Annotated in this window: 19 protein-coding genes, 1 tRNA gene and 1 other RNA gene; 8 read left to right on the forward strand and 13 right to left on the reverse strand. The window is 66.2% G+C overall.

All coding sequences use genetic code 11. From position 1 onward, the window contains the following. Positions 1 to 81 precede the first annotated feature (81 nt). The gene (locus LI336_RS00005) at positions 82 to 486 is read left to right on the forward strand and encodes a hypothetical protein (RefSeq protein WP_227130570.1); all 405 of its coding nucleotides are present in this window, start codon (positions 82 to 84) and stop codon (positions 484 to 486) included. A gap of 85 nt (positions 487 to 571) precedes the next feature. Then, a complete protein-coding gene (locus tag LI336_RS00010; protein WP_227130571.1) occupies positions 572 to 829 on the forward strand; it encodes a hypothetical protein in 258 nt (85 codons plus the stop codon). 13 nt (positions 830 to 842) lie between these two features. Here the strand turns inward: LI336_RS00010 and LI336_RS00015 are convergent, their stop codons facing one another. Both LI336_RS00015 and LI336_RS00020 read right to left on the reverse strand, forming a co-directional pair. Then, positions 843 to 1,949, reverse strand: a complete 1,107-nt coding sequence (locus tag LI336_RS00015; protein WP_227130572.1) for a glycosyltransferase — start codon at positions 1,947 to 1,949, stop codon at positions 843 to 845. Between the two features lie 67 nt (positions 1,950 to 2,016). Beyond that, a complete protein-coding gene (locus tag LI336_RS00020; RefSeq protein ID WP_227130573.1) occupies positions 2,017 to 3,078 on the reverse strand; it encodes a glycosyltransferase family 4 protein in 1,062 nt (353 codons plus the stop codon). Between the two features lie 168 nt (positions 3,079 to 3,246). On the opposite strand from LI336_RS00020, the gene LI336_RS00025 reads away from it, so the two are divergent. From LI336_RS00025 to LI336_RS00035, 3 genes are all read left to right on the forward strand, one after another. Then, positions 3,247 to 3,525, forward strand: a complete 279-nt coding sequence (locus tag LI336_RS00025; RefSeq protein WP_227130574.1) for a ribonuclease P protein component 4 — start codon at positions 3,247 to 3,249, stop codon at positions 3,523 to 3,525. 105 nt (positions 3,526 to 3,630) lie between these two features. Further along, a complete protein-coding gene (locus LI336_RS00030) occupies positions 3,631 to 3,879 on the forward strand; it encodes a YhbY family RNA-binding protein (protein ID WP_227130575.1) in 249 nt (82 codons plus the stop codon). A 38-nt stretch (positions 3,880 to 3,917) separates the two neighbouring features. Next, positions 3,918 to 4,769, forward strand: a complete 852-nt coding sequence (locus LI336_RS00035; protein ID WP_227131420.1) for a mechanosensitive ion channel family protein — start codon at positions 3,918 to 3,920, stop codon at positions 4,767 to 4,769. Positions 4,770 to 5,017: 248 nt separating this feature from the next. Here LI336_RS00035 and LI336_RS00040 read toward each other — a convergent pair whose 3' ends face one another. The 5 genes from LI336_RS00040 to LI336_RS00060 form a co-directional block, all read right to left on the reverse strand. Continuing rightward, entirely contained in the window at positions 5,018 to 5,398 is a 381-nt protein-coding gene (locus LI336_RS00040) for an SHOCT domain-containing protein (protein ID WP_227130576.1), read from the reverse strand. A gap of 4 nt (positions 5,399 to 5,402) precedes the next feature. After that, entirely contained in the window at positions 5,403 to 8,075 is a 2,673-nt protein-coding gene (locus LI336_RS00045; protein WP_227130577.1) for a heavy metal translocating P-type ATPase, read from the reverse strand. An 83-nt stretch (positions 8,076 to 8,158) separates the two neighbouring features. Beyond that, positions 8,159 to 8,749 (reverse strand): AsnC family transcriptional regulator, encoded by a 591-nt coding sequence (locus tag LI336_RS00050; RefSeq protein ID WP_227130578.1) that lies wholly within the window; start codon positions 8,747 to 8,749, stop codon positions 8,159 to 8,161. 137 nt (positions 8,750 to 8,886) lie between these two features. After that, positions 8,887 to 9,199: signal recognition particle sRNA (ffs, locus tag LI336_RS00055), an RNA gene on the reverse strand. A gap of 101 nt (positions 9,200 to 9,300) precedes the next feature. Continuing rightward, positions 9,301 to 9,744 carry a DUF7548 family protein gene (locus LI336_RS00060; protein ID WP_227130579.1) on the reverse strand — a complete coding sequence of 148 codons (444 nt, stop codon included), beginning with the start codon at positions 9,742 to 9,744 and terminating at the stop codon, positions 9,301 to 9,303. A gap of 174 nt (positions 9,745 to 9,918) precedes the next feature. Here LI336_RS00060 and LI336_RS00065 point away from each other — a divergent pair, with 174 nt between their 5' ends. Then, positions 9,919 to 10,272, forward strand: a complete 354-nt coding sequence (locus tag LI336_RS00065) for a DUF5798 family protein (RefSeq protein WP_227130580.1) — start codon at positions 9,919 to 9,921, stop codon at positions 10,270 to 10,272. A gap of 114 nt (positions 10,273 to 10,386) precedes the next feature. Continuing rightward, entirely contained in the window at positions 10,387 to 11,367 is a 981-nt protein-coding gene (locus tag LI336_RS00070; protein WP_227130581.1) for a PLP-dependent cysteine synthase family protein, read from the forward strand. Positions 11,368 to 11,412: 45 nt separating this feature from the next. Here the strand turns inward: LI336_RS00070 and LI336_RS00075 are convergent, their stop codons facing one another. The 3 genes from LI336_RS00075 to LI336_RS00085 form a co-directional block, all read right to left on the reverse strand. Continuing rightward, positions 11,413 to 11,823: a CoA-binding protein gene (locus tag LI336_RS00075; protein WP_227130582.1), complete on the reverse strand. Its 411-nt coding sequence runs from the start codon at positions 11,821 to 11,823 to the stop codon at positions 11,413 to 11,415. Positions 11,824 to 11,971: 148 nt separating this feature from the next. Further along, positions 11,972 to 12,607 (reverse strand): RAD55 family ATPase, encoded by a 636-nt coding sequence (locus LI336_RS00080; protein ID WP_227130583.1) that lies wholly within the window; start codon positions 12,605 to 12,607, stop codon positions 11,972 to 11,974. A 150-nt stretch (positions 12,608 to 12,757) separates the two neighbouring features. Continuing rightward, positions 12,758 to 13,615, reverse strand: a complete 858-nt coding sequence (locus LI336_RS00085) for a geranylgeranylglycerol-phosphate geranylgeranyltransferase (protein ID WP_227130584.1) — start codon at positions 13,613 to 13,615, stop codon at positions 12,758 to 12,760. Between the two features lie 92 nt (positions 13,616 to 13,707). Between LI336_RS00085 and LI336_RS00090 the strand changes: the two genes are divergently transcribed. Then, positions 13,708 to 13,782: transfer RNA gene (locus tag LI336_RS00090), tRNA-Arg, on the forward strand. 148 nt (positions 13,783 to 13,930) lie between these two features. Here LI336_RS00090 and LI336_RS00095 read toward each other — a convergent pair. The 3 genes from LI336_RS00095 to LI336_RS00105 all read right to left on the reverse strand — a co-directional run bounded on the left by LI336_RS00095 (position 13,931) and on the right by LI336_RS00105 (position 20,430). Next, positions 13,931 to 17,722, reverse strand: a complete 3,792-nt coding sequence (locus LI336_RS00095) for a vWA domain-containing protein (RefSeq protein WP_227130585.1) — start codon at positions 17,720 to 17,722, stop codon at positions 13,931 to 13,933. A 284-nt stretch (positions 17,723 to 18,006) separates the two neighbouring features. After that, entirely contained in the window at positions 18,007 to 18,993 is a 987-nt protein-coding gene (locus LI336_RS00100; RefSeq protein WP_227130586.1) for a glutathione S-transferase family protein, read from the reverse strand. Positions 18,994 to 19,092: 99 nt separating this feature from the next. After that, positions 19,093 to 20,430: a hypothetical protein gene (locus LI336_RS00105; RefSeq protein ID WP_227130587.1), complete on the reverse strand. Its 1,338-nt coding sequence runs from the start codon at positions 20,428 to 20,430 to the stop codon at positions 19,093 to 19,095. Positions 20,431 to 20,599 lie beyond the last annotated feature (169 nt).

The following is a 20,599-nucleotide window of genomic DNA, read 5'->3' on the forward strand; positions in this document are numbered from 1 at the left end:
TGCTGGTGGTTGGGGGTGGTTCGTGGTTGTGGGTGGGTGGGGACGAAAACCCTTTTCGGCGGGGAGTGCGGAGTGTGGGGTATGGCAGACGAGAACTCTGAGAACGGTGACGAGGCGGCGAGTGAGGATTCTGAGGAGAAGTCGTTCCGCGAGCGAGTCGAGGAGATTCGTGAGCGTCGTGAGGAGGAGGGTGACGAGGAGCGACGGGAGCGGATGGAGGAGATGATGGGTGGTGAAGGTGGTCCTGGTGGGCCTGGCGGGCCTGGTGGGATGGGTGGCGGTGGGAATCCGTTCGCGCAGATGATGGGTGGGATGATGGGTGGTGGTCCCGGTGGCGCTGGGCCTGGTGGGATGGGCGGTGGGCCTGGTGCGCAGGAGGATTCGGGGAACGAGGAGCTGGTGCGGGAAGTCCGCCAGATGCGTGATGAGCTGCGTGATCAGACGCGTGCGCTGAAGCGGATCGCGGACGCGCTCGAGGACGACTGAGTCGCGGGCTGCGGTCGCGTTCTTTCTGGTTCGTTCACATGTAGCGGCAGCGCTATTACTGTGGGGGTGTGTGTCGTGGGGAAGGATGTCGTTGTCCGTGTTGGTGTTGGGGGTGGCGTTGTTGGTGGTACCGCGGTGGTACGCTGGACTGGTGGTGGTGTCTGGAGCTGGTGCGGTGGTGGGGTTCTCGGTGGTGTTCGTAGGTCTCGGTGGGGATGGTGGTGTGAGCGGCGCGCTCGTGGTCGTGTCGACGTGTGCGTTGGTCGTGGGTGTGCTTGCGCTCTGTGAGGGACTCGCGGTGGGGTTGTCGTTCGCACCTGGACAGTTCCGCGTGACCGGCTAGCTGTCGGCGGGGGCTACGTGATGGTGTCGTAGTGGGTGCGGAGTTCGGTGACGGCGTGTTCGATGCTGAAGGTGTCTCGGCGGTCGAGGCAGTTCGCTGCGAGGCGGTCGTGGTCGTCGAGTGTGCGTTCGATGGCGGTCTGGAAGCCGTCGACGTCGCCTGGTTCGTAGTGGTAGCCGGTCTCGCCGTGGTCGATGGTGTCGGCGAGTGCCCCGGCGTCGACGCCGGCGACTGGGGTGCCGCAGGCGTTCGCTTCGAGCGCGACGAGTCCCTGCGTCTCGACGGGGGAGGGGAACGCGAACGCGTCGAGTGCGGTGTAGAATGCGGGCATGTCGTCGCGGTCGAGGAAGCCGAGGAAGCGGACGTCGACGTCGGCGCGCTGGGCGCGGGTTTCGAGGTCGTCGCGGGCGGGGCCGTCGCCGCCGAAGACGACGGTGACGTCGTCCATGCCGTCGGTGGCGCCGATGACGTCCTCGAGGCGTTTCTCGTAGCCGTGGCGGCCGGTGTACCCGACGAGTGTGCCGTCGAGGTCGAAGCGGTCGCGGAAGGCGTCGGCCTCGGCGCCGGCGGGCTGGAATCGCTCGGTGTCGATGCCGTTGGAGACGACGTGGACGGGCGTGGTGACGTCGAGGTCGTCGACGAGGTGGCGTTTCGTCGGTTCGCTCGGGGTGATGACGAGGTCGACGTGCTCGTAGTACCAGTGCTCGTAGGTTTCGCTCGCGGTGGAGATGCCTGCGAGGACGCTGTCGTAGGAGGAGATGTATTCGGCGTATTCGGCGGTCGGAGTGTGGTAGGAGGCGACGAGCGGGAGGTCGTGTTTGCGGGCGTATCGGCGCGCGGCGAGGCCGAGGCCGAACGCGGTGTGGGCGTGGACGACGTCGGCGCGTGGGACGGTCTTGGGGACGCGCGGTGCGCCGACGCGCACGCCGTCGTAGAACGGGAACGGCAGCGACCGAACGGGGTGTTCGCGTGCGCCGGGCGTGTACTCGTCGGTCCCGGGGTAGACGACGTCCATGCGACCGTGGTGGTCGTTCCAGTGGTTGCACCAGGCGTCGATGGTGTACGTGACGCCGTTCACCGTCGGATGGTAGGTGTCGGTGAAGGCGGCGACCCGTGTCATTGTTGGCGAAAGTATGTTCGGTGGCTTAGTGGCTTCGATAGTCAGCGAGTCGACGCGTGGCGGCGCTTCAGTCGTCGATGACGCGCCGGTACGCGTCGACGAGGCGGTTCCCGACGTGGTCGAGCGAGTGCTCTTCGACGGTCTCCCTGGCGTTCTCGCCGAGGCGCTCGCGGAGGTCGGGGTCGTCGGCGAGGCGGTCGACGGCGTCGACGAACTCGTCGAACTCCGAGCAGAGGATGGCGTCTTCGCCGTCGGTGAAGTACTCGCGGAAGACGGGGATGTCCCGGAGGACGCAGGCTTTCCCGCAGCTCATCGCTTCGAGGACGACGAGTCCCTGGTTCTCGACCTTCGCGGGGAAGCAGAAGACGTCGCCGGCGCCGAACGCCATCCGTTTGTCGTCGACCCAACCGGTGAACGTGACGTTCTCGGGTGGGTTCTCGGTCCACTTGCGGGTGGTCTTGCTCGCCTGTGGGCCGTCGTCGTAGTGCCCGAACCACGCGAAGTCGTGGTCGGTGGCTTGCGCGAGTTCGCAGAACGTGGTGAGGCCTTTCCGTTCGAAGACGTTCCCGACGGCGAAGACGACGGTGTCGTCGAGGTCGTACTCGTCGCGGGTGGGTTCGCGGAAGCGTTCGTGGCCGTCGAGGCTGTCGACGTCGATGCCGTTCGTTATGGGTTCGATGGGGGCGTCGACGGGGTAGGATTCGAGGATGCCTTTGGTGTACTCGCTCGGGCAGAGGACGAGGTCGGCCTGCGAGTAGAAGCGCTTGAGGTAGGCTTTGAGCGCGGGGGCGACGGCGTTCGAGAATCGGAAGCTGTCCCGGAAGTCTTCGGCGGTGACGTGCGTGTGGAGAACGAGCGGGACGTCGTTCGCTTTCGCGTGGCGGGCGAGCGCGAGACTGACGGGCCCGGCCATGTTGAGGTGTGCGACGTCGTACTCCTCGAAGAACGACTCCTCGAAGGCGAGGTTCGCGAACGCGGCGTCGAGCGGGTTGCCGTCCCGCCACGGGCTCGTGACGACGTCGACGTCGGCGTCGGCACGTGCGAGGGACTTCCGTTGCTGGGCGGCGGCGGTACCCATGCCCGACCGATGGAGTTGGGATTCGAGTTCGAGGTGATTGAGGACGCGCATTCGTTTGTGGTCGCTGGTCGGTGGTCGCGTGTAGTCTTTCCGGATTGCGTTGCTCGTGTGGGCACGCGACGACGCACTCGTGGGGTGGGAGTCTCCTGGGCGGGCGTGTGCGTGGCCTGGGCGAGTGCGAGGAAGAACGTTTACCCGGGTGAGTACGGTACTGGTGGTATGAACGTCGCTGCGGAGCGGATCGAGCGGTTGCACGTGCTGGCGCGGGAGGCGACGGTCGCGGGGGAGGCAGAGCGCGCTCGCGAGTACGTGCGGTTGGCGCGCCGGCTCGCTGAACGCCAGCGGCTGTCGCTCCCGCGGGACTTCCGGCGGTTCACCTGCGACGACTGCGACGCGTTCCTCCGACCGGGCCGGAACGCTCGCGTTCGCACGCGGTCGGGGCACGTGGTGGTGACGTGTGACTGCGGGTCGCAGGCCCGGTATCCGTACGGCGAGTGACGGTCCTGCCGTGAGTGAGTGCGCTCGCGCTGGTCGCGGGTAAGTTCCGGCTACTGATTCGGCTAAGGGTTTAAGCCGCACCCGCGTTTACGGTTCGAGACGACTATGAACGACGAGGAGATGCGGAAGGAGGCCCACGACCTGGACGTGACGGTGTGGGTCGGGAAGGCAGGTATCGAGTCCGTGGTCGACGAGCTCTCGGACCAGTTGGCGGCTCGCGATCTCGTGAAGGTGAAGTTCCTGCGAGCGGCGCGAGGTGGGACGTCGACGGAGGAGCTCGCGGAGGAGCTCGCTGAGTTGACGAACGCGGAGCTCTTCGAGACCCGTGGGAACACGGGGGTGCTGTATCGGTGATTCCGCTGCAGGCTGGGCTGTCGGGGTTGGCGAAGACGATGAACGACCTCGGTATCCCGGAGGCGTACGCGGAGACGGTCGCGGATGGGATACTGTTCGTGGTGGCGTTCGTCGCGGTGATCGTCGTCGGGCGCGTCATCGTGCTTCCGCTCGTCGACCGTTTGCTCGACCGTCGTGGCCTCGACCGGCACGCGAAGGTGCCGTTGAAGAAGCTCGTGAACTTCGCGGTGTACTTCGCGGCGCTCGGCGTGGCGTTCGCGTTCGCGGGGTTCGGGAACATCCTGACGGCGCTGGCGACGATCGGTGCGGCGGCGACGCTCGCGATCGGGTTCGCGATGCAGGACGTCATCGCGAACTTCGTCGCGGGTATCTTCATCTTCACGGACAAGCCGTTCCGCATCGGTGACTGGATCGAGTGGGACGGCAACTCGGGGGTCGTCGAGGACATCAGTCTGCGCGTCTCCCGCGTCCGGACGTTCGACAACGAGCTCCTGACGGTGCCGAACTCGCAGTTGACGGACGGCGTCATCAAGAACCCGGTGGCGAAGGACAAGCTCCGGCTGCAGTTCCTGTTCGGTATCGGGTACGGTGACGACATCGACGAGGCGACGGACATCATCCTCGAGGAGGCCCGAGCGCACGAGGACATCCTCGCGGACCCGGAGCCGTCGGTTCGCCTCACGGAGCTCGGTGATTCGTCGGTCGGTCTGAAGTCCCGCGTGTGGATCGCGGACCCGTCGCGTTCGGACTTCGTGAAGACGCGCGGCGAGTACGTGCAGGCGGTCAAGGAGCGGTTCGACGACGCGGGCATCGACATCCCGTATCCGAACCGCGAGCTGTCGGGGACGCTCGACGTCTCCGAGGAAGTGGTGACGCCGGCCGACGACTGACCGGGCTGCGAGCGGTCTTTCTCCGGTACGCGACGCCGGCTAGCTCGGCGTGACGCGTTCGCGCGGACGTCGCAGGGGAGGGCGACGAGTGATGCGACGACGAGGACGACCGACGCGTACAGCGGCGTCCGGTTCGCGAGGACGTCCCCGAGCAGTGCTTCGACTGGCATCTGTGGGCGTCGCAGGCCGCGAGAGAACCAGGTTCGTGCTAGACGGCTGGGCCGCGGCGTGAGGTCCGGGTCGTGCGGTCAGTCCTCCTGGAGGCGGTCCTTGCGGCGTTCGTACTCGCCGTCGTCGATGTCCCCGCGGGCGTACGCGGCGCGCAGTTCCTCGAGCGCGCGGTCGCCGTCGTCGCTGGCGATGACGCGGTAGAGGAGGTACGCGCCGGCGGCGAGGAGCGCGACGAACGCGAGCTGTGAGAGGAGGCCGACGAGCGCGAACCATCCGGGGAGGCCGCCGCGAGTGTTGTCGTGCATCCCGCTCCCCCACGTCGGGCCGTCCATCGGCATCCACCACCCGCCTCCGCCCATGCCGCCGAGCCCGAGCATGATCGCGAGAATGGGGGTTGCGAACATGACGACGAGCGCGAGCGCGGCGACGCCGAGCGCGATGGCGGTATTCCGGTTCATGGTGTCAGGGGCGGAGGCGTCCGAGGAGTTCGTAGTCGGTGTCGGGGTCGTACCGCCGGAACAGGAGGCTGTTCGCGAGGACGCTCACCGAGGACAGCGCCATGGCGCCGGCGGCGAGCACGGGCTGGAGGAACCCGAGCGACGCGAGCGGTATCATGGCGGTGTTGTACCCGAGCGCCCAGAACAGGTTCTGCTTGATCTTCGCGAGGCTCCCTTCGCTGACGCGGATGGCCTTCAGGACGTCCATGGGGTCGTCGCGCATGAGGGTGACGTCGGCGGCTTCGATGGCGACGTCGGTCCCGCTGCCGATGGCGACGCCGACGAACGCGGTGGCGAGCGCGGGGGCGTCGTTGACGCCGTCGCCGACCATCATCGCGCGCGTGCCGTCGTCCTGGATGGCGTCGACGGCGTCGGCCTTCTCGTCGGGGAGGACGCCCGCGCGGACGAGCGCGGGGTCGATACCGAGGTCGTCGGCGACGGCGCGCGCGGTGCGTTCGTTATCGCCCGTTATCATGTGGACGTCGAGGCCGCGCTCGCGGAGCGCGGCGACGGCGTCCCTGGCGGTGGGTTTGACGGTGTCGGCGTCGGCGAGCACGCCGCGGACGCGGCCGTCGACGGCGACGAGCATCGCGGTCTTCCCGTCGGCTTCCAGTCCCTCGCGGGCGTCGTCGCCCGGCGTGGGGTCGACGTCGTGCTCGCGGAGGAGCGCGGGGTTCCCGACGAGGACGTCGTGGTCGTCGACGGTCGCACGCACGCCCTTCCCGGCGACGTTCTCGAAGTCCTCGGGGTCCGTGACGTCGAGTCCGCGCTCGCGGGCGCCGTCGACGATGGCGTCGGCGAGCGGGTGACTGCTCGCGGACTCGGCGCTCGCCGCGAGTCGAAGGACCGCGTCCTCGTCGAACGCCGCGTCGTCCGTCGCGGCGACCGTTCCGCCGTCGGCGGCGGCGTCCCCACCGTCAGCGCGCGCACTCGCGTCGTCGAGCGCGACGACGTCGGTGAGCGTCATCTCGCCCTTGGTGAGCGTCCCGGTCTTGTCGAAGACGACCGCGTCGGTGTCCTTGACGCGTTCGAGGATGTCACCGCCCTTGAAGAGGACGCCGTTGCGCGCGCCGATGCTGGTGCCGACCATCGTCGCTGCGGGCGTGGCGAGCCCGAGTGCACAGGGGCACGCGATGAGGACTGCGGACGCGAACACGACGACGGCGAACTCGAGGACGCCGACGCCACCCGCGCCGCCGGCGCCGGCGACGGGCCCGCCGCCGACGAGCCCCCACGGGAGGAGGCCGCCGACGAGGTCCGTCAGGAACTGCGGGGCGAGCCCCCAGACGACCGCCCAGAACAGGGCGTTGACGATGACGGCGGGGACGAAGTACGCGCTGATGCGGTCGGCGACGTTCTGGATGTCGGGCTGGCGGGACTGGGCGTCCTTGACAGTCTGGACGATCTGCTGGATGGCGGTGTCCTTCCCGACCTTCGTCGCTTCGACGACGAGGACGCCGTTCTCGTTGATGGTGGAGCCGACGACGTCGTCGCCGGGTTCCTTCGAGACGGGGACGGATTCGCCCGTGACCATGGACTCGTCGACCGCGCTCTGGCCGTCGACGACCACGCCGTCCGTGGGAATCTGCTCGCCGGGCTTGACCTTCATGCGGTCGCCGACGGAGATGTCCTCGACGGGGACCTCGCGTTCGCTCCCGTCGTCGTCGACGAGGATGGCGGTGTCGGCCTCCATCTCGAGGAGCTCGCGGAGCGCGTCGCCGGCCTGGCCCTTCGAGCGCGCTTCGAGGTAGTTCCCGAGCGTGATGAACACGAGGATGAGCGCGGCGGTGTCGAAGTAGAATCCAGCGCCGGGGAACCCGAGCAGGCGGGCGACCGAGTAGAGGTACGCGGTCGAGGACCCGAGCGCGATGAGGACGTCCATGTTCGCGGTGCGGTTCTTCACGACCGCGGTCCAGGAGTTCTCGTAGAACTCTTTTCCGAGCGCGTACTGGATGGGCGTCGCGAGCGCGAATCCGAGCCACTCGAACCGGATGCCGAGGCCGGGAATCGTCTCCGGGAGGAGGTCGGGCGCGAACAGGTGCGCGGTGAGCATCCCGAGCAGCGGGAGGGAGAGTACCGCGCCGAATATCGTGAGGCGCTTCTGGCGTTCTATCTCCTCGCGGCGCGCGACGTCCGCGGCGGACTCCTCGCGTTCGCCGCGACGGGATTCGCCGGCGCGTTCGTCGTCCTCGCTCCCAGCGTCGCCGCCTCGGTCGTCGTCGCGGACCGGCGAGTACCCGGCGTCCTCGATGGCGTCGTAGAGCGTCGGCCGGTCGACTGCGTCGGGCGCGTACTCGACGGTCGCCTCGTCGGTCGCGTAGTTCACGCTCGCGTCGACCACGCCCGGCACCTCGAGGAGGCGGTCGTGGATGGTGTCCGCGCAGTTCGAACACGACATGTCCGTGACGGCGACGGTGACGGTGTCGGTGATCGGCGTGTAGCCCGCGTCCTCGATGGCGTCGAAGATGGCCGCGAGCGTCGTCTCGTCGTCGTCGTAGGTCACGCTCCCGCCGTCGGTCGCGAAGTTCACTGACGCGTCGACGACGCCGTCGACGCCCTCGACGGCCGACGCGACGGTGTCCGCGCAGTTCGCGCAGGACATCCCCGTGACGTCGACGTGGACCGTTCGTTCTGTCATGTGGTCTAGTACGGCCTCCTCTTTCAACCAGTTTGTTCTTCCAGTCCGTTCGTCAGCAGGCCCTCGAACTTAGGAACCCAAAGTCAACGCCCGTCACTGAGTTCCTCGTAGCGGTCGACGAACGCGCGCTCGCAGGATTCACAGCAGAACCGGTAGCTGTCGTCGCCGAGCGTCGCACTCGTCCCTTCGCTCGTGACGGTGTTCCCGCACTCCGCGCACGACACCGCGAAGTCCGTCGCGCCCACGGATTGACGCCACTCGACGTCCGCGAGCAACGTCACGTCGACGGACTCGAAGTCGTCCGGGTCGAGCACGTCCTCCACCCAGCGGTACGCGTCCGTACTCGGGAGCGACGCCTGCACGACGACGTCCCCGCTCGCGGTCGTGAACACGTGTTCGACGGCGTCGGCCGCCCGGAACGCGTCCCGGACGGGCTCGCGACGCCCGGCAGCCACCGCGACGTCGACGAGCACCGGAACGCCTTCGCGGAGCTGAGAGCGGTCGACGTCCACCGTGAACCCACGGAGGACGCCCGCCTCCTCCAGCTTTCGGACGCGCTCCGAGACCGCTGGCCCCGACCGTCCGACGACGTCACCGATGTCGCTGTACGCACGACGTGCATCGTCGGCGAGCAACTCGAGGATCTGCATGTCGATGTCGTCCAGGTCGCGCATACCGACACGAACGCACCAAGCACTGAAACGCCTTCGGCCGCGAAAGCTCACGGGGCCGTTCACTTCGGAATCCAATGCACCTCCGGTGGGTTCGACGTGCGCGTCGCTTCCGCTCGCGAGTCGTAGAATCGGTATGAATGTGGACGCCTGGGATTGCACGGCGTTCCCGAACGGGGGGTCCCGGTTGCCTCCTCCACCCCGCGACCCGTCGAGCGATCGCTGTCCGGCGGTGGGCTGCTCACTTCCGTGCCTGACCCATTACCACCGACTAACGTCGGGAACGCCGTCCCTGCGGACGACGCCCGACGACCGCCATCCCCGACGGACGAGGCTTCTATGTCAGCTCCCGGGGCCCGCTCGGGTCTGTCCGCACGCGCCCAGGGTTCAGTCCCCCCTGAAGACCATACCGGGGGTAGCGAGCAGGGCCTAACTGCCCGACCTAGTCCACTCCAAGGTAACCGCCTCGCCGGTAAGTGCCTTTCGACTCACTCCGAGAACTCGGTGCCGGCGTCGACGTCGGCGATGCGGTCGACGCCCGCGAACAGAAGGCCTCAGGACGCTGGCTCGGGTTTCGGACGGAGGACGCCGATTGCGTCAGCGAACCAGAGTGCCCCGACGAGGATGCCGACCGCGGCGACGAGCAGCACCCATCGGTGGTACGCGAGCCACGCTGCCGTCGAGAGACTCCCGACGAGCTCGGCGACCCCGCCGAACGCCCACATCGCCGTCAGGAGCACGACCATGAATCCGACGACGAGTGCGACGCCCGCGGCGATATCCGGCGCGGTCCGACCCTGTCGGCCGGCCGCGAGGACGATGAGTGCGACGAGCGCGAGCACCGCGATGTACGGCGGGCCGACGATCCCGAACTCCGTGTAGTACGTCTGGACGGCACTCCCGGGGACGCCACCCGCGACGTACGGAACGAGCATACCGGCCGCGTACGCGGCCGCCGACACGACGCCGACCGTCGCCGGCGTTTCCACCTCGACCATACCGGGCACTCCGCCCCCCACCCCGTTAAATACCACGTTGTCGAACCGACGCCCGCCACCCGGTCGATCGCGCCACCCGCTCGAACTGGCTGCTCGCAGTGAATCGGCTGCTTGCGGTGCGAGCGGCGAACGCGAAGGGGAAGGCACTACTGCGTGGCTCGCTTGCTCTCGCGCATGGGACTCGGCTCGACCGCAAAGAAGATCCAGACGCTTGCCGACCGAGCTGAACAGTTGTACGTGAAACTGAAGGAGGTCCACGAGCGCGTCGTCAGCGTCGAGGACACCGTCGACGACACGCAGGTACGCGTCCAGGAACTGGAGAACGCCGTCGAGCATCAGCGCGTCGTCATCGAGGCGCTCGCCGAGGACCGCGGCATCGACGTGGAAGCGGTCGTCGCCGAGGCCGCCATCGAGGACGCCGACGACCAGAGCGACGGCGGAACGGCAGCCGAAGCGAGCGATACCGAAGCGACCGACGGATCGACCGACGACGCGACCGCCGTGACCGACGGGAACTCGAATGCCTGAACCGTCACTGCGGGTCTCGAACGCCCGAACCCTCACTGCGAGGCGGGTGCACGACTCGGGGTCGCCTCTCGGAATGAGAAGGACATAACACAGCCGGCAACGTTTGCCACGCTAATGACCACGTACCGCGAACCCCTCGCCTCGGTGAACGACACCGTCGGCGAGACGCCGCTCGTCCGCGTGCAGGCATCGCCAGACGACGTGCCCGTGTACGCGAAACTCGAATCGTTCAATCCCGGCGCGAGCATCAAGGACCGCATCGGGAAGTACATGCTCGAAGCGATGCTCGACGACGGGACGCTCGAGCCCGGTGGCACCGTCATCGAACCGACCGCCGGCAACACCGGTATCGGGTTCGCGACCGCTGCGACGCAACTGGACGTGCAGGCGATGTTCGTCGTCCCCGAGCGCTTCAGTCTCGAGAAGCAACAACTCATGCGCGCGCTCGGCGCCGAAGTCATCAACACGCCGACCGAGGACGGGATGGGTGGTGCTATCGACCGCGCCCACCAGCTCGCCGAGGAGCTCGACAACGCGGTCGTCCCCCAGCAGTTCAAGAACCCGCTGAACGTCGAAGCGCACTACGAGACGACCGGCCCGGAGGTCCACGAGGCCCTCGACGGCGAGGTCGGCGCGGTCGTCGCCGGCTGCGGGACCGGCGGCACCCTGATGGGGATGGCGAAGTACCTCCGCGAACGGAACGACGACGTCGTCGTCGCCGCGGTCGAACCACGCGGGTCGATGTACTCCGCGTTCTTCGGCGAGGACCCCGAGGAAGACGAGTACAAGATCGAAGGTATCGGGACGCACGACCCGGCGACGAACGAGCTGTTCGACCCGGACGTCGTCGACGAGCTCCTCGCGTTCGACGACCGCGTCGTCCACGAGGAGATGCAACGCCTCGCCGCCGAGGAAGGCCAACTCGTCGCGTCCTCGGCTGCCGCGAACAGCCTCGCCGCCCGTGAGATCGCGGAACGTATCGCCGCCGGCGACCTCGACGCCCCCCACGACACCGTCGTCACCGTGTTCGCTGACTCCAGCGAACGCTACCTCTCGAAGGGCGTCTACCGCGACTTCGAGGAGTGGGAGGGCTGACCGCGGCGCGAACTCACGGCGCGACGCGGCGGCTTCGACGCCCGGTCAGTCGACGAGCCGCGAGTGCTCGACCTTGATGCACCTGTCCTGGACGAAGTTCCGCCCGGACTCCTCGACGCGACGACCGGCGTCGTCGTTCGTGATACCGAGTTGCAGCCACACGGTCTCCACGTCCTCACGCTCCAGGACCGCATCCACGATGCCGGGCGCCTCGTCGCCCGGCCGGAACACGTCCACGACGTCGACGCGACGGTCGACGTCAGCGAGCGAATCCACCGCCTCGATACCGAACACCTCCTCCGCGTACGGGTTCACGGGAATCACGTCGTAGCCGTGGTCGAGCAGGTACCGCGGCACGTCGTGCGCGGCCTTTCCCGGCGTCGACGAACAGCCGACGACAGCGATAGTCTCCACGTCCAGTACGTCCCGCAACGCCGAATCAGTCGAGACGACCATGTCTGGACAGACGCTCACGGACCGCAAAAGGCTAGCGCCGTCGTGCACACCGCGAACCACATCCCGCAGTCCCAGTCAGCCGAGCCCCTGCACCGTCGGGAAAGGTCCTAGACCGTCGGCCGGTGGCCTGCACCCGTCGGCTGCGACGTCAGTTCGTGCTCGGGAAGCCGGCGGTCTCGATGGTTCGCTCGCCGTCGCCGTCGTCGGTCACCTCGACGACCGCGTCGAACAGTTGCTTGAGCGTGTTCATCGTCTGGTCGTCGTGCGCCGTCGAATCGATGACGTACACGCCAAGGGCGTCCGCGCTCTGCACGCGCCCCGTGAACACGTGCATGAACCGGAACACGGTCTGGAGGTCCGAGTACATCAACAACGTCGATATCGAATGCAGGAGGATGCGGTTCTGCTCGTGCCCGCGTACCTGATAGAACTCCTCCAGGAACTCGGACAGCTTGATACCGATCCCGGTCATGTCGACCGGCGAGGAAGCATACTTCACGCGTGGATCCTCCCGGACGTTCCCAACCCCGCGTTGTTTCGTCACGCAATCCACGACCCCGACGTCGACGTCCTCGACGTCGCCGACGAACCCGGCGTAGTCCTCGAGGACCTTCTCCGCGTCGTCCTTCGTCGTCACCACGATCGACCCTTCCCCGGCTCGCGCCCCAGTCGCCAGAATCTCGAACGCGATGTCGCGCTTACCCGTCAATGGCGGCCCAGCGACGAGGAGGTTCGTCCCAGCCGGCAAGGGAGCGTCCGACAGTTCTTCTGGCAGTTCGTACATGGCGAATGACTATCGCAGCAGACGTCGCCCCACCACGGCGCGCCCACCGCGCTTCGGTTGATAAGAGAATACAGTATCCAGCATATAGAAGTTTTGATTGGGTCACTTAGCCCGCTGACAGGAGGAGTGGCGTCGGTCGCTGGAACCCACTCACGTCGGGACGATTCCCGACGGTGCGACCCGACCGACGAGGAACGCCACGACCGCCAGGAACTGCGCGTACTTCAGGTGCGTCTGGCCGAGCGTCGCGTCCTCGTACGCCTCGAAGGCCGCGTACAGCATCGCCACGTCAGCGGGAACGACGAGCGCGAGGTACGCAGCTCCGAACGTCCCGAGCACGAACGGAATCGGGCTCGCAGCGACCGCCACCACCAGCGCGACCGTCGCGACGTGCAACGCCGTTCGTTCACCCGCCGCTATCGGGAGCGTCCGCAATCCCTCCTCGCGATCGCCAGCCACGTCCTCGACGTCCTTGATTATCTCGCGGCTCAACGTCGACAGCGCCGCAAGCACGAACAACACACCGGGAGCGAGCGGCGCCTCCACCGCCGCACCACCGAACAGGAACGTACTCCCCGTGAGGTACGCGACGACGAGATTCCCCACCCCCGGCAAGCCCTTGAACCACTCCGTGTACGCGATCAACGCCAGGAGATTCACCACCGCGATACCGATAGCGAGAACCGGGAGGACGGCCGCGGCGACGACCGCACCGACGAACAGCACCGCACTCCACGCCAACGCCCCACGCGCACTCACCGCACCACGCGGAATCGCGCGCTCCGGCCGATTCACCGCGTCTATCTCCCGGTCGAAGTAATCGTTGATCGCCATCCCCGCTCCCGTCGCGAACACTGTCGCCGCAACCGCCGCACTCGCCGCCACCGGCCGCCCAGCGACCCCACCCGCGACGAACGCCCCCAGGAACGTCAACACGCCCGCCGCGACCGAGTTCGACGGTCGCGTCAACTCCACCAACCCACGACCCGTCTCGACGACACTCGACATACCCCAGTCCACCCACGGCCCCCCAAAAAGCACCCCGATTCCGCCCCGAAACCACATCATTTAAATCGCTCTGCCAACTCCCGATAGACACAGGGCGCTTAGCTCAGCCTGGACAGAGTACTTGGCTTCGGACCAAGCTGCCGCGGGTTCAAATCCTGCAGCGCCCATGATTCTCGCGAGCAACGAAGCGATGAGCGAGCTCTGGCTGCGAGGGATTTGAATCAGGGAGTTGTGGGGTGTTATAGTGTCGACGTCCTTCCAGTCGTGAGTGAGATGAGGAGCGGAACGTGTTGCTACCGGGGACGTGGTGGGTGACTACTGCGCGGCGTCCGCGACGCGAGCTGCTGGCTGGGACCCACGGGTCGGTCCGGGGTCGGTGGCGGCGATGGCTCGCGGGGCGCTACCGGGTTGGACGGCGGCTGCGGTCACCGAGGAACTGGATTCGTTCCCGACCTCGACGTTGTTCTCGTTGATCTCGACGACGTAACTGTTGTTCGTGGACGGGTTGCCAGGGGCGGAGTCCGGGTCGTCTGCCGGATCGTCGGACACCGTCGGGTCGACGTCGTAGTCGACGCTGGTGTCGTACGCTTCGAAGTGAAGGACGACGTAGTCGGTGTCGTCGTTCGAGCTGTTCGTCTTCACGACGATGACGGCGTCGTTCTCGCCGAGGTCGAACGCGTTGCCGCTCGAATCGAGGAGCGTCTTGCCGGTGTCGGCCTCGTACTCCTCGATGACCTGCGTGAACGTCTGGTCCTTGAACCAGCCGCCCTCGAACGTGGCGCTGCTGGGAACCGATTCGCCGTCGACGTAGATCTTGTGCGTCGAGTCGTCCGCGTTCCCGACGTCGTCGAACACGCCGCTGGTCGAGTCACAGACGACCTCCTCGTAGGTCTCGCCGTCCGGCCCGGTGGTGGTGTCGAACGTCGAGTTCCCGCTACAGGACTGCGTCGTCGCTCGCGCACTGACGAGCGTCCCGACGTACTCCTCTATCTCGTCGTCGCTCGCACCCTGGAGGCTCGCGATGTCGATCTCCTTCGACGGCCGCGTGCTGTCGGTCGGGTCGTTCGCGTTCCCCGAGAGCGTCACCGAGCTGGTGCCGACCTCGACCTCCACGGTCGTGTTCTTGTACTCGATGACGTTGACCCGACGGTCGGTGACGGACCCGGCTATCTTCTGGAAGGTCTCCTCCAGCTTGTTTGCGTCGCCAACCTTCGAGAAGTTCCCGCCGGTCTCATCTGCTATGTCCTCCAACAGGTCGTCATCACTCCCCGGTCCGAGGCCGACGGTCTGGACCGTAATGCTATCGTCAAGATCTTCTGCGGCTTCAAAGGGATCTTGGTCATAATCTGGCTGGCCATCAGTGAGGAGAACCATCACCTTCTCTTCGTTGTCGCCATCGAGCAACTCTTGACCACCCAGCGCTATTGCGGTTTCCATCGGCGTGCCACCGCTTGAGCGGAGCGTGAGACTGGAGTTTGCACCATCAAACAGCGCGCCCTCGCTCCCGATTTGATGCACAAGACGGGCGTCATTTCTTTCCCCGCCAGAGAACTCGACGACGCCAACCCTGTCGCCACGGGACGAGTTGAGATATCCAATAAAGTCCTGCATCGCGTCCTCACGGGTGTCGTTCGGATCATTCCCTATGATGTGCTGTTCGGCGTAATCCCAGTTCTCGGAGCTAACCGTCTCACCGGGGAAGAACCACTCGGTGCTTGGATCCCCTTCGTCACCGTCTGCGTCTTGTTTCGCAAGCCAGACCTCTCCTTCGTCGACCGTATAGGTCCTTTCGGAGACAGAAGTGGTTCGTCGGACCGCGATGAAGTTGACATTGCCTCTTTCGTCAAAGTCGACTTCTTCTCCCGGCTCAAACATCTCGATGTCGTCGTTCCCCCTCCCGGGGCGGTCCGTATAAACTTGCCAGACTTCTCCTTCTGGGACGGTTTCTTCCCCGTCTGGATTGTCGACGTACGAGGCATCTTCATCCAGCACCCAACTGGACCAACTACCATAGTTTGGTTCGAGGGAGACCAAACTTGAGCCATACCCCGTGTGTTCCGGATTCCCCATCGACCCTGAGTCGTCGATGACGAAGACGACGTCGAGCGGTTCGCGTTCGCCGACCTCGCGGATGACGGTCTTGTTGTCGGCGACCATCGACCCGACGACGGTGAGCTTCGCGGTGGACTGGTTGACGACGAGGGCGTTCGCGTCCTCGTCCTCGGTGACGGCGCCGCAGCCGTTCACGCCGCTCCCGTCGCTGTTCTCGCATTCGTCGACGGCGTCCGGCACGCCGTCGTCGTCGTCGTCGGGCGCGGGCATCGCGGACTCGTTCGTGGACTTCGGTCCGCTGTCCTTCGCGGCGAGGTCGTAGTGGACCTGCGTGCCCTTGTTCACGATGACCTTGCCGCCGACGACGGCGCCGTACACTTCGGCCGCCTCGGTCGGCGAGCCCTGGCGGAGTGCGACGTCACCGCCCGTCGGCGTGTAGAGGACGCCCGTGAACTCGGTGTCCTTCTCGAACGTGACGTCGGACCCGCTGTGGACGTACATCCGGACGCGCGTCGAGTCGTTGTTGGGGTTCGACGCGCCATCGTCGAACACCTTCACCTCGTTGTCCAGCGCGACGTCTCCTTTGACGAAGAACCGGACCTGGCCGTCGCCGCGGACCTCGATTCGGCTCTCGCTATCGATGGGGCCGTCGACGACGACGACGATGTCGCCGTCGGTCGTGTCGAAGACGACCTTCTCGTCGTCGGCGACGTCGAACGAGAAGTCCTGCGTGTAGTAGATGCCATGCGTGACCGTGCCGGCGTGGACCTCGCCGCGCCCGGTCTTGAAGACGTTCGTCTCCGTGTTGTTGTTCACGTCGGGGTCCTGCGCGTTCGCGATCGCGTTCTGGATGTCGCTGTCGGGCGAGACGACGCCGTCGGGAACGAACCCGAAGCCGCGCTTGAACTGGCCGGTCACGGTGTAGTGGTTCCCGCTCCGCGAGCCGTTGTAGACGACGTTCCCTTCGACGTAGACGGGTTCAGCATTGCTGCCCTGGAGTTTGACGTCGCCGTCAGCGAAGACGTCGCCGTATATCTCGGTGTTCTGCTTGATCCTGATCTTCCCGTCGTTGACGACCACTGCCTCCGAGCCGCTCGCGACCGTGTAGGGGTTCTCGCTCGAATCGTAACTGTCCACTATCGTGGGCCGATGTGCGCCGGAGCTGCTCTGGAACTTCAGTTCGTCCTGGGAACTCCAGATGGCTGCACGCACCGTCGCCCCTGCGACGGTGTACTCGCCGGTCTCCGGTCCGGGAGAGGACGTCGCCGAGTCGTTCCGACCGAGCTCGACGACGTAGGACGCCGTTCGCGTGCTCGGATCGGAGTTGTTCGCGATGACGTGCTCCTCGCCGAACTCGTTATCGAAGTACTGGATCCAGCCGCTGTAGTACGGGCTGTCCTCGACGGTGACGGTGAGGTTGTCGACGTGAGCGACTGAACCGGAGCCACCTGCCAGACAGAGGTCCTCCTCGAGGTCGTCGTTCCGTTTCCGGGTCGCCTGAGCGGTGACCTCGTCACTGCCGTCGATGTCGCCGCTGACGTTCACGACCGGGAACCGGATGGTCTGGACCGTCTCGTTGTTGATCTGCTGGCTACGGTACTCGAGCGTCGGGGACTGGACGACGGTCACGCTCGACCCCTGCTTCTTGAACACGCCACCCGCCTGGTAGGCGACGGTGGTCCCGTCGTCGTTCTCGTAGACGATCGACCCGAGTTCCATCTCGTGCGTGCACGACGAATTCTGATTTATTTGAAAACGAAGCCGCCCCTGTTCCTCGATTGCCACCTCGTTGGGGTCCTTCCCGCTCAGGTCGAACGACGTCACGGTCCCGTTACCCTTGAACGAGAGCGTCGAGAGCTTCGAGCTCACCTCCTGGAGCGAGGTCTCGGCGGTGTCGACCTCGGAGGCCGATTGGACGGATTGTTTCGCGTCCATGCCGGCCCAGAAGATGATGCCGGCTCCCGCGATGACGAGCCCGAACAGGAGGACGAGACCGACAATCGCGGACGCTGCTCGATTGTCGCTCCGGGCTCCGGGGGGGAGAGTTGAATACATACTGGTAATCAGTTGTTACGCACGTTATGAGCATGATATAGCAAAAATGTATCGGCCATGTTCTTAGTAATATACCTACTATAAAGGACATAAATTTAATTCTTCTGTCTGGATGAGTGTGGGACTGCAGTGGTTTCTCCGCGATGGCCACCTGGCGTCTGTTCGGACAAACACTGCCTAGGTTTAAGATAACGCGTGCCTGTTCGAAAGTGTGCCGTGACAGACAGACGCCAGTGGGAGGTGGTGGTGATGACGAACGCTCTCGGTGCGCGGAACCGCGTCTGTCAGGACTCGAAGGGGTACTCGCCCGGGAGCTCGCCCCGGTCGTGCGCCGCGTCGAACGCTGGGTCCGGACCCACCGGGACGAGCCGCTTCGGGTTGACGTCCGTATGGGTCGTGTAGTAGTGCTCCTTGATGTGTGGCATGTTCACAGTCGATTCGATTCCCGGGAGCTGGTAGACGTCGCGAGTGTGCCCCCAGAGCGCACCGAAGTCGGTCACTCTTGCGACGTTGCACTTGAAGTGCGTGTGGTAGACCTCGTCGAACCGCACGAGCGTCGTGAACAGGCAGACGTCCGCGAGCGTCAACTGGTCGGCGACGAGCCAACGACGCTCCTCGAGTTCGGCGTTCCAGTGCTCGAGTGCGTCGAACAACTCCGACACGGCTCGCTCGTGTGCAGCCTGTGAATCAGCGAACCCGGCGCGGTACACGCCGTTGTTGATGGGGTCGTAGATGGCCTCGATGACGTCGTCGATGTCGTCGCGGAGCGCCGGCGGGTAGAGGTCGGCGTCGGTGGACGCGAACGACCCGAACGCGTCCGCGAGCATCTTGATGATCTCCTCGGACTCGTTGTTCACGACGGTCTCCTCCTCGCGGTCCCAGAGCACGGGGACGGTGACCCGTCCCGTGAACTCGTCGTCCGCAGCCGTGTACACCTCTCGGAGGTACTCGGTGCCGTTCACGGTGTCGTACGTGCAGTCGTCCTTCGACGGCGTGAACTGCCAGCCGTCGGCGTCGCGGTACGGGTCGACGACGTCCATGGAGACGACGTCCTCCAGACCCATGAGCGTCCGCACCATCGCGGCGCGGTGCGCCCACGGACACGCTCGAGAGACGTAGAGGTGGTACCGGCCGGCGTCCGGCGTGAACCGCGCGTCGGCGTCGTCGCGCACCCAGTCCCGGAAACTCGTCTCCTGTCGGTCGAACTCGCCGTCGTCGTCGGTCGTCTCGTACGCGTCCTCGCGCCACTCACCGTCCACGAGCATGTTCATACCCGTCCATAGACCATCGGCGCTGAAGAGCACTCGCTTCCCCCCGATTCGGACCGCATCCGCACCAGGAACGACCTCGAATCGACTTCCTTCCGACGCTCAAGCCCAGTCGCCCGAGAACATCACGCGAAGCCCACCGCGTTCGGCGAGCGCCTCGACCGCGGACTGCAGGTCGTTCACCGGTCGACCAGTCTCCACGTAGACGCCACCGATGTCGATCGCGGACTGCATCCGAGTACCGTCCGGGTGCATCGGTTCCCGATGCAGGAACGCTCGGTCGTCGGACGTCGGCGCGTACGGGAACTGGATTCGCGGCCCGATACCGCGCTCCTCGAGCAGGTACTGGACGCCCTGCGCGAGCGCAGCGTCGATGTTCGGGTTCCCGACCGCGCCGACCGACCGGCCGTCCTCGAAGAACCGGAGCACGTACTCGCTGTCCACCGACGCACCCTCGCTCGCACTCGCCCGCGACAGCGACGTGACTCCGCTCCGGTCAGTGACTTCCTCGCGAGCACCGGCCGGCGCATCGTCCCCGGCGCTCTCGCCCGTAGACCCCTTCTTCTCGTGCTCGGTCTGCCCCGGCGACGCCGGACTGTCCTCCTCCCGAGGCGACGCTGCACTATCTTTCTGCCCCGGCGATGCCGCACCATCTTTATGCCCCGACGACGCCGCACCGTCCTGACCGGTGACTGCAGCGTCCCCGAGCGCGGCCGCCTCGCTCTTCGGGTCGACACCGTCGGGGGCGAGTTCGTCGACGACTGCACGCAGGAACCGGCGGGCGATCGGTCGGACGTCCGACGCGACGGCATCCACGGAGCCATCCGAGACGGCGTCGGTCACCGAGTCATCACCGTACTCGCGCGCGACGTCGACGACGCGCTCGGTGACCGCGTCCACGGCGTCCCGGTCTGCGGCGACGAGTGCCTCCGCGACAGCCATTCTGTCAGTACCGACTGCCGCCGCGACCGCGTCGAACGACAACGCGTCGAGCGCCTCCAGTCGAGCAGGGAGCGCTTCGAGCGCCAGTTCCACGTGCTCCACCGAACGACCAGGCCCGCCGTCTCCAGCATCGGCCCCCGAACCATCGAGTGCGACGAGCGCGTACCGTCGACCGTTCGTGTACAGTCCGCGAGGAACGGCAGCGGCCCGCATCGCCGCGACGAGGTCGTTCCGGCGCTCCTCGGAGAGGTCGTCCTCGGCTGGCGACACCATCACGAACGCGCCCGTCGTCCGGCCCGGGCAGAGCGCGTAGTCGACCGTCGTCCCGTTCGGCGCCGAGTACGCCGCGGTTACCGACGGGGAACGGACGTCCCAGCCCAGCGTCGAGAGGAACGGTTCGACCACGCGCAACTCCGTGTTACGCTTCGCCATCGCGGGGGCTGCCTCGATAGCTGCCGTAGCTCGTTCGACGAACGACGCCACTGCCTCCCGTTCCATTCGCCCGAGCGTACGGCTCCCCTGCGCTTCAACCTTCCTCACGAGACGGACGGCGTCGAGGGTGACGCGCCCGGACCGCTGGGACCGAGATGCGCCAGGTCGACCGCCGGTAACCCCAAATTGACCTCCAATCAAACTGCATTGAAAAATAATAACTATGCCTGTAATT

Source organism: Halorubellus salinus (genome assembly GCF_020567525.1).
Lineage (GTDB): Archaea > Halobacteriota > Halobacteria > Halobacteriales > Natrialbaceae > Halorubellus > Halorubellus salinus.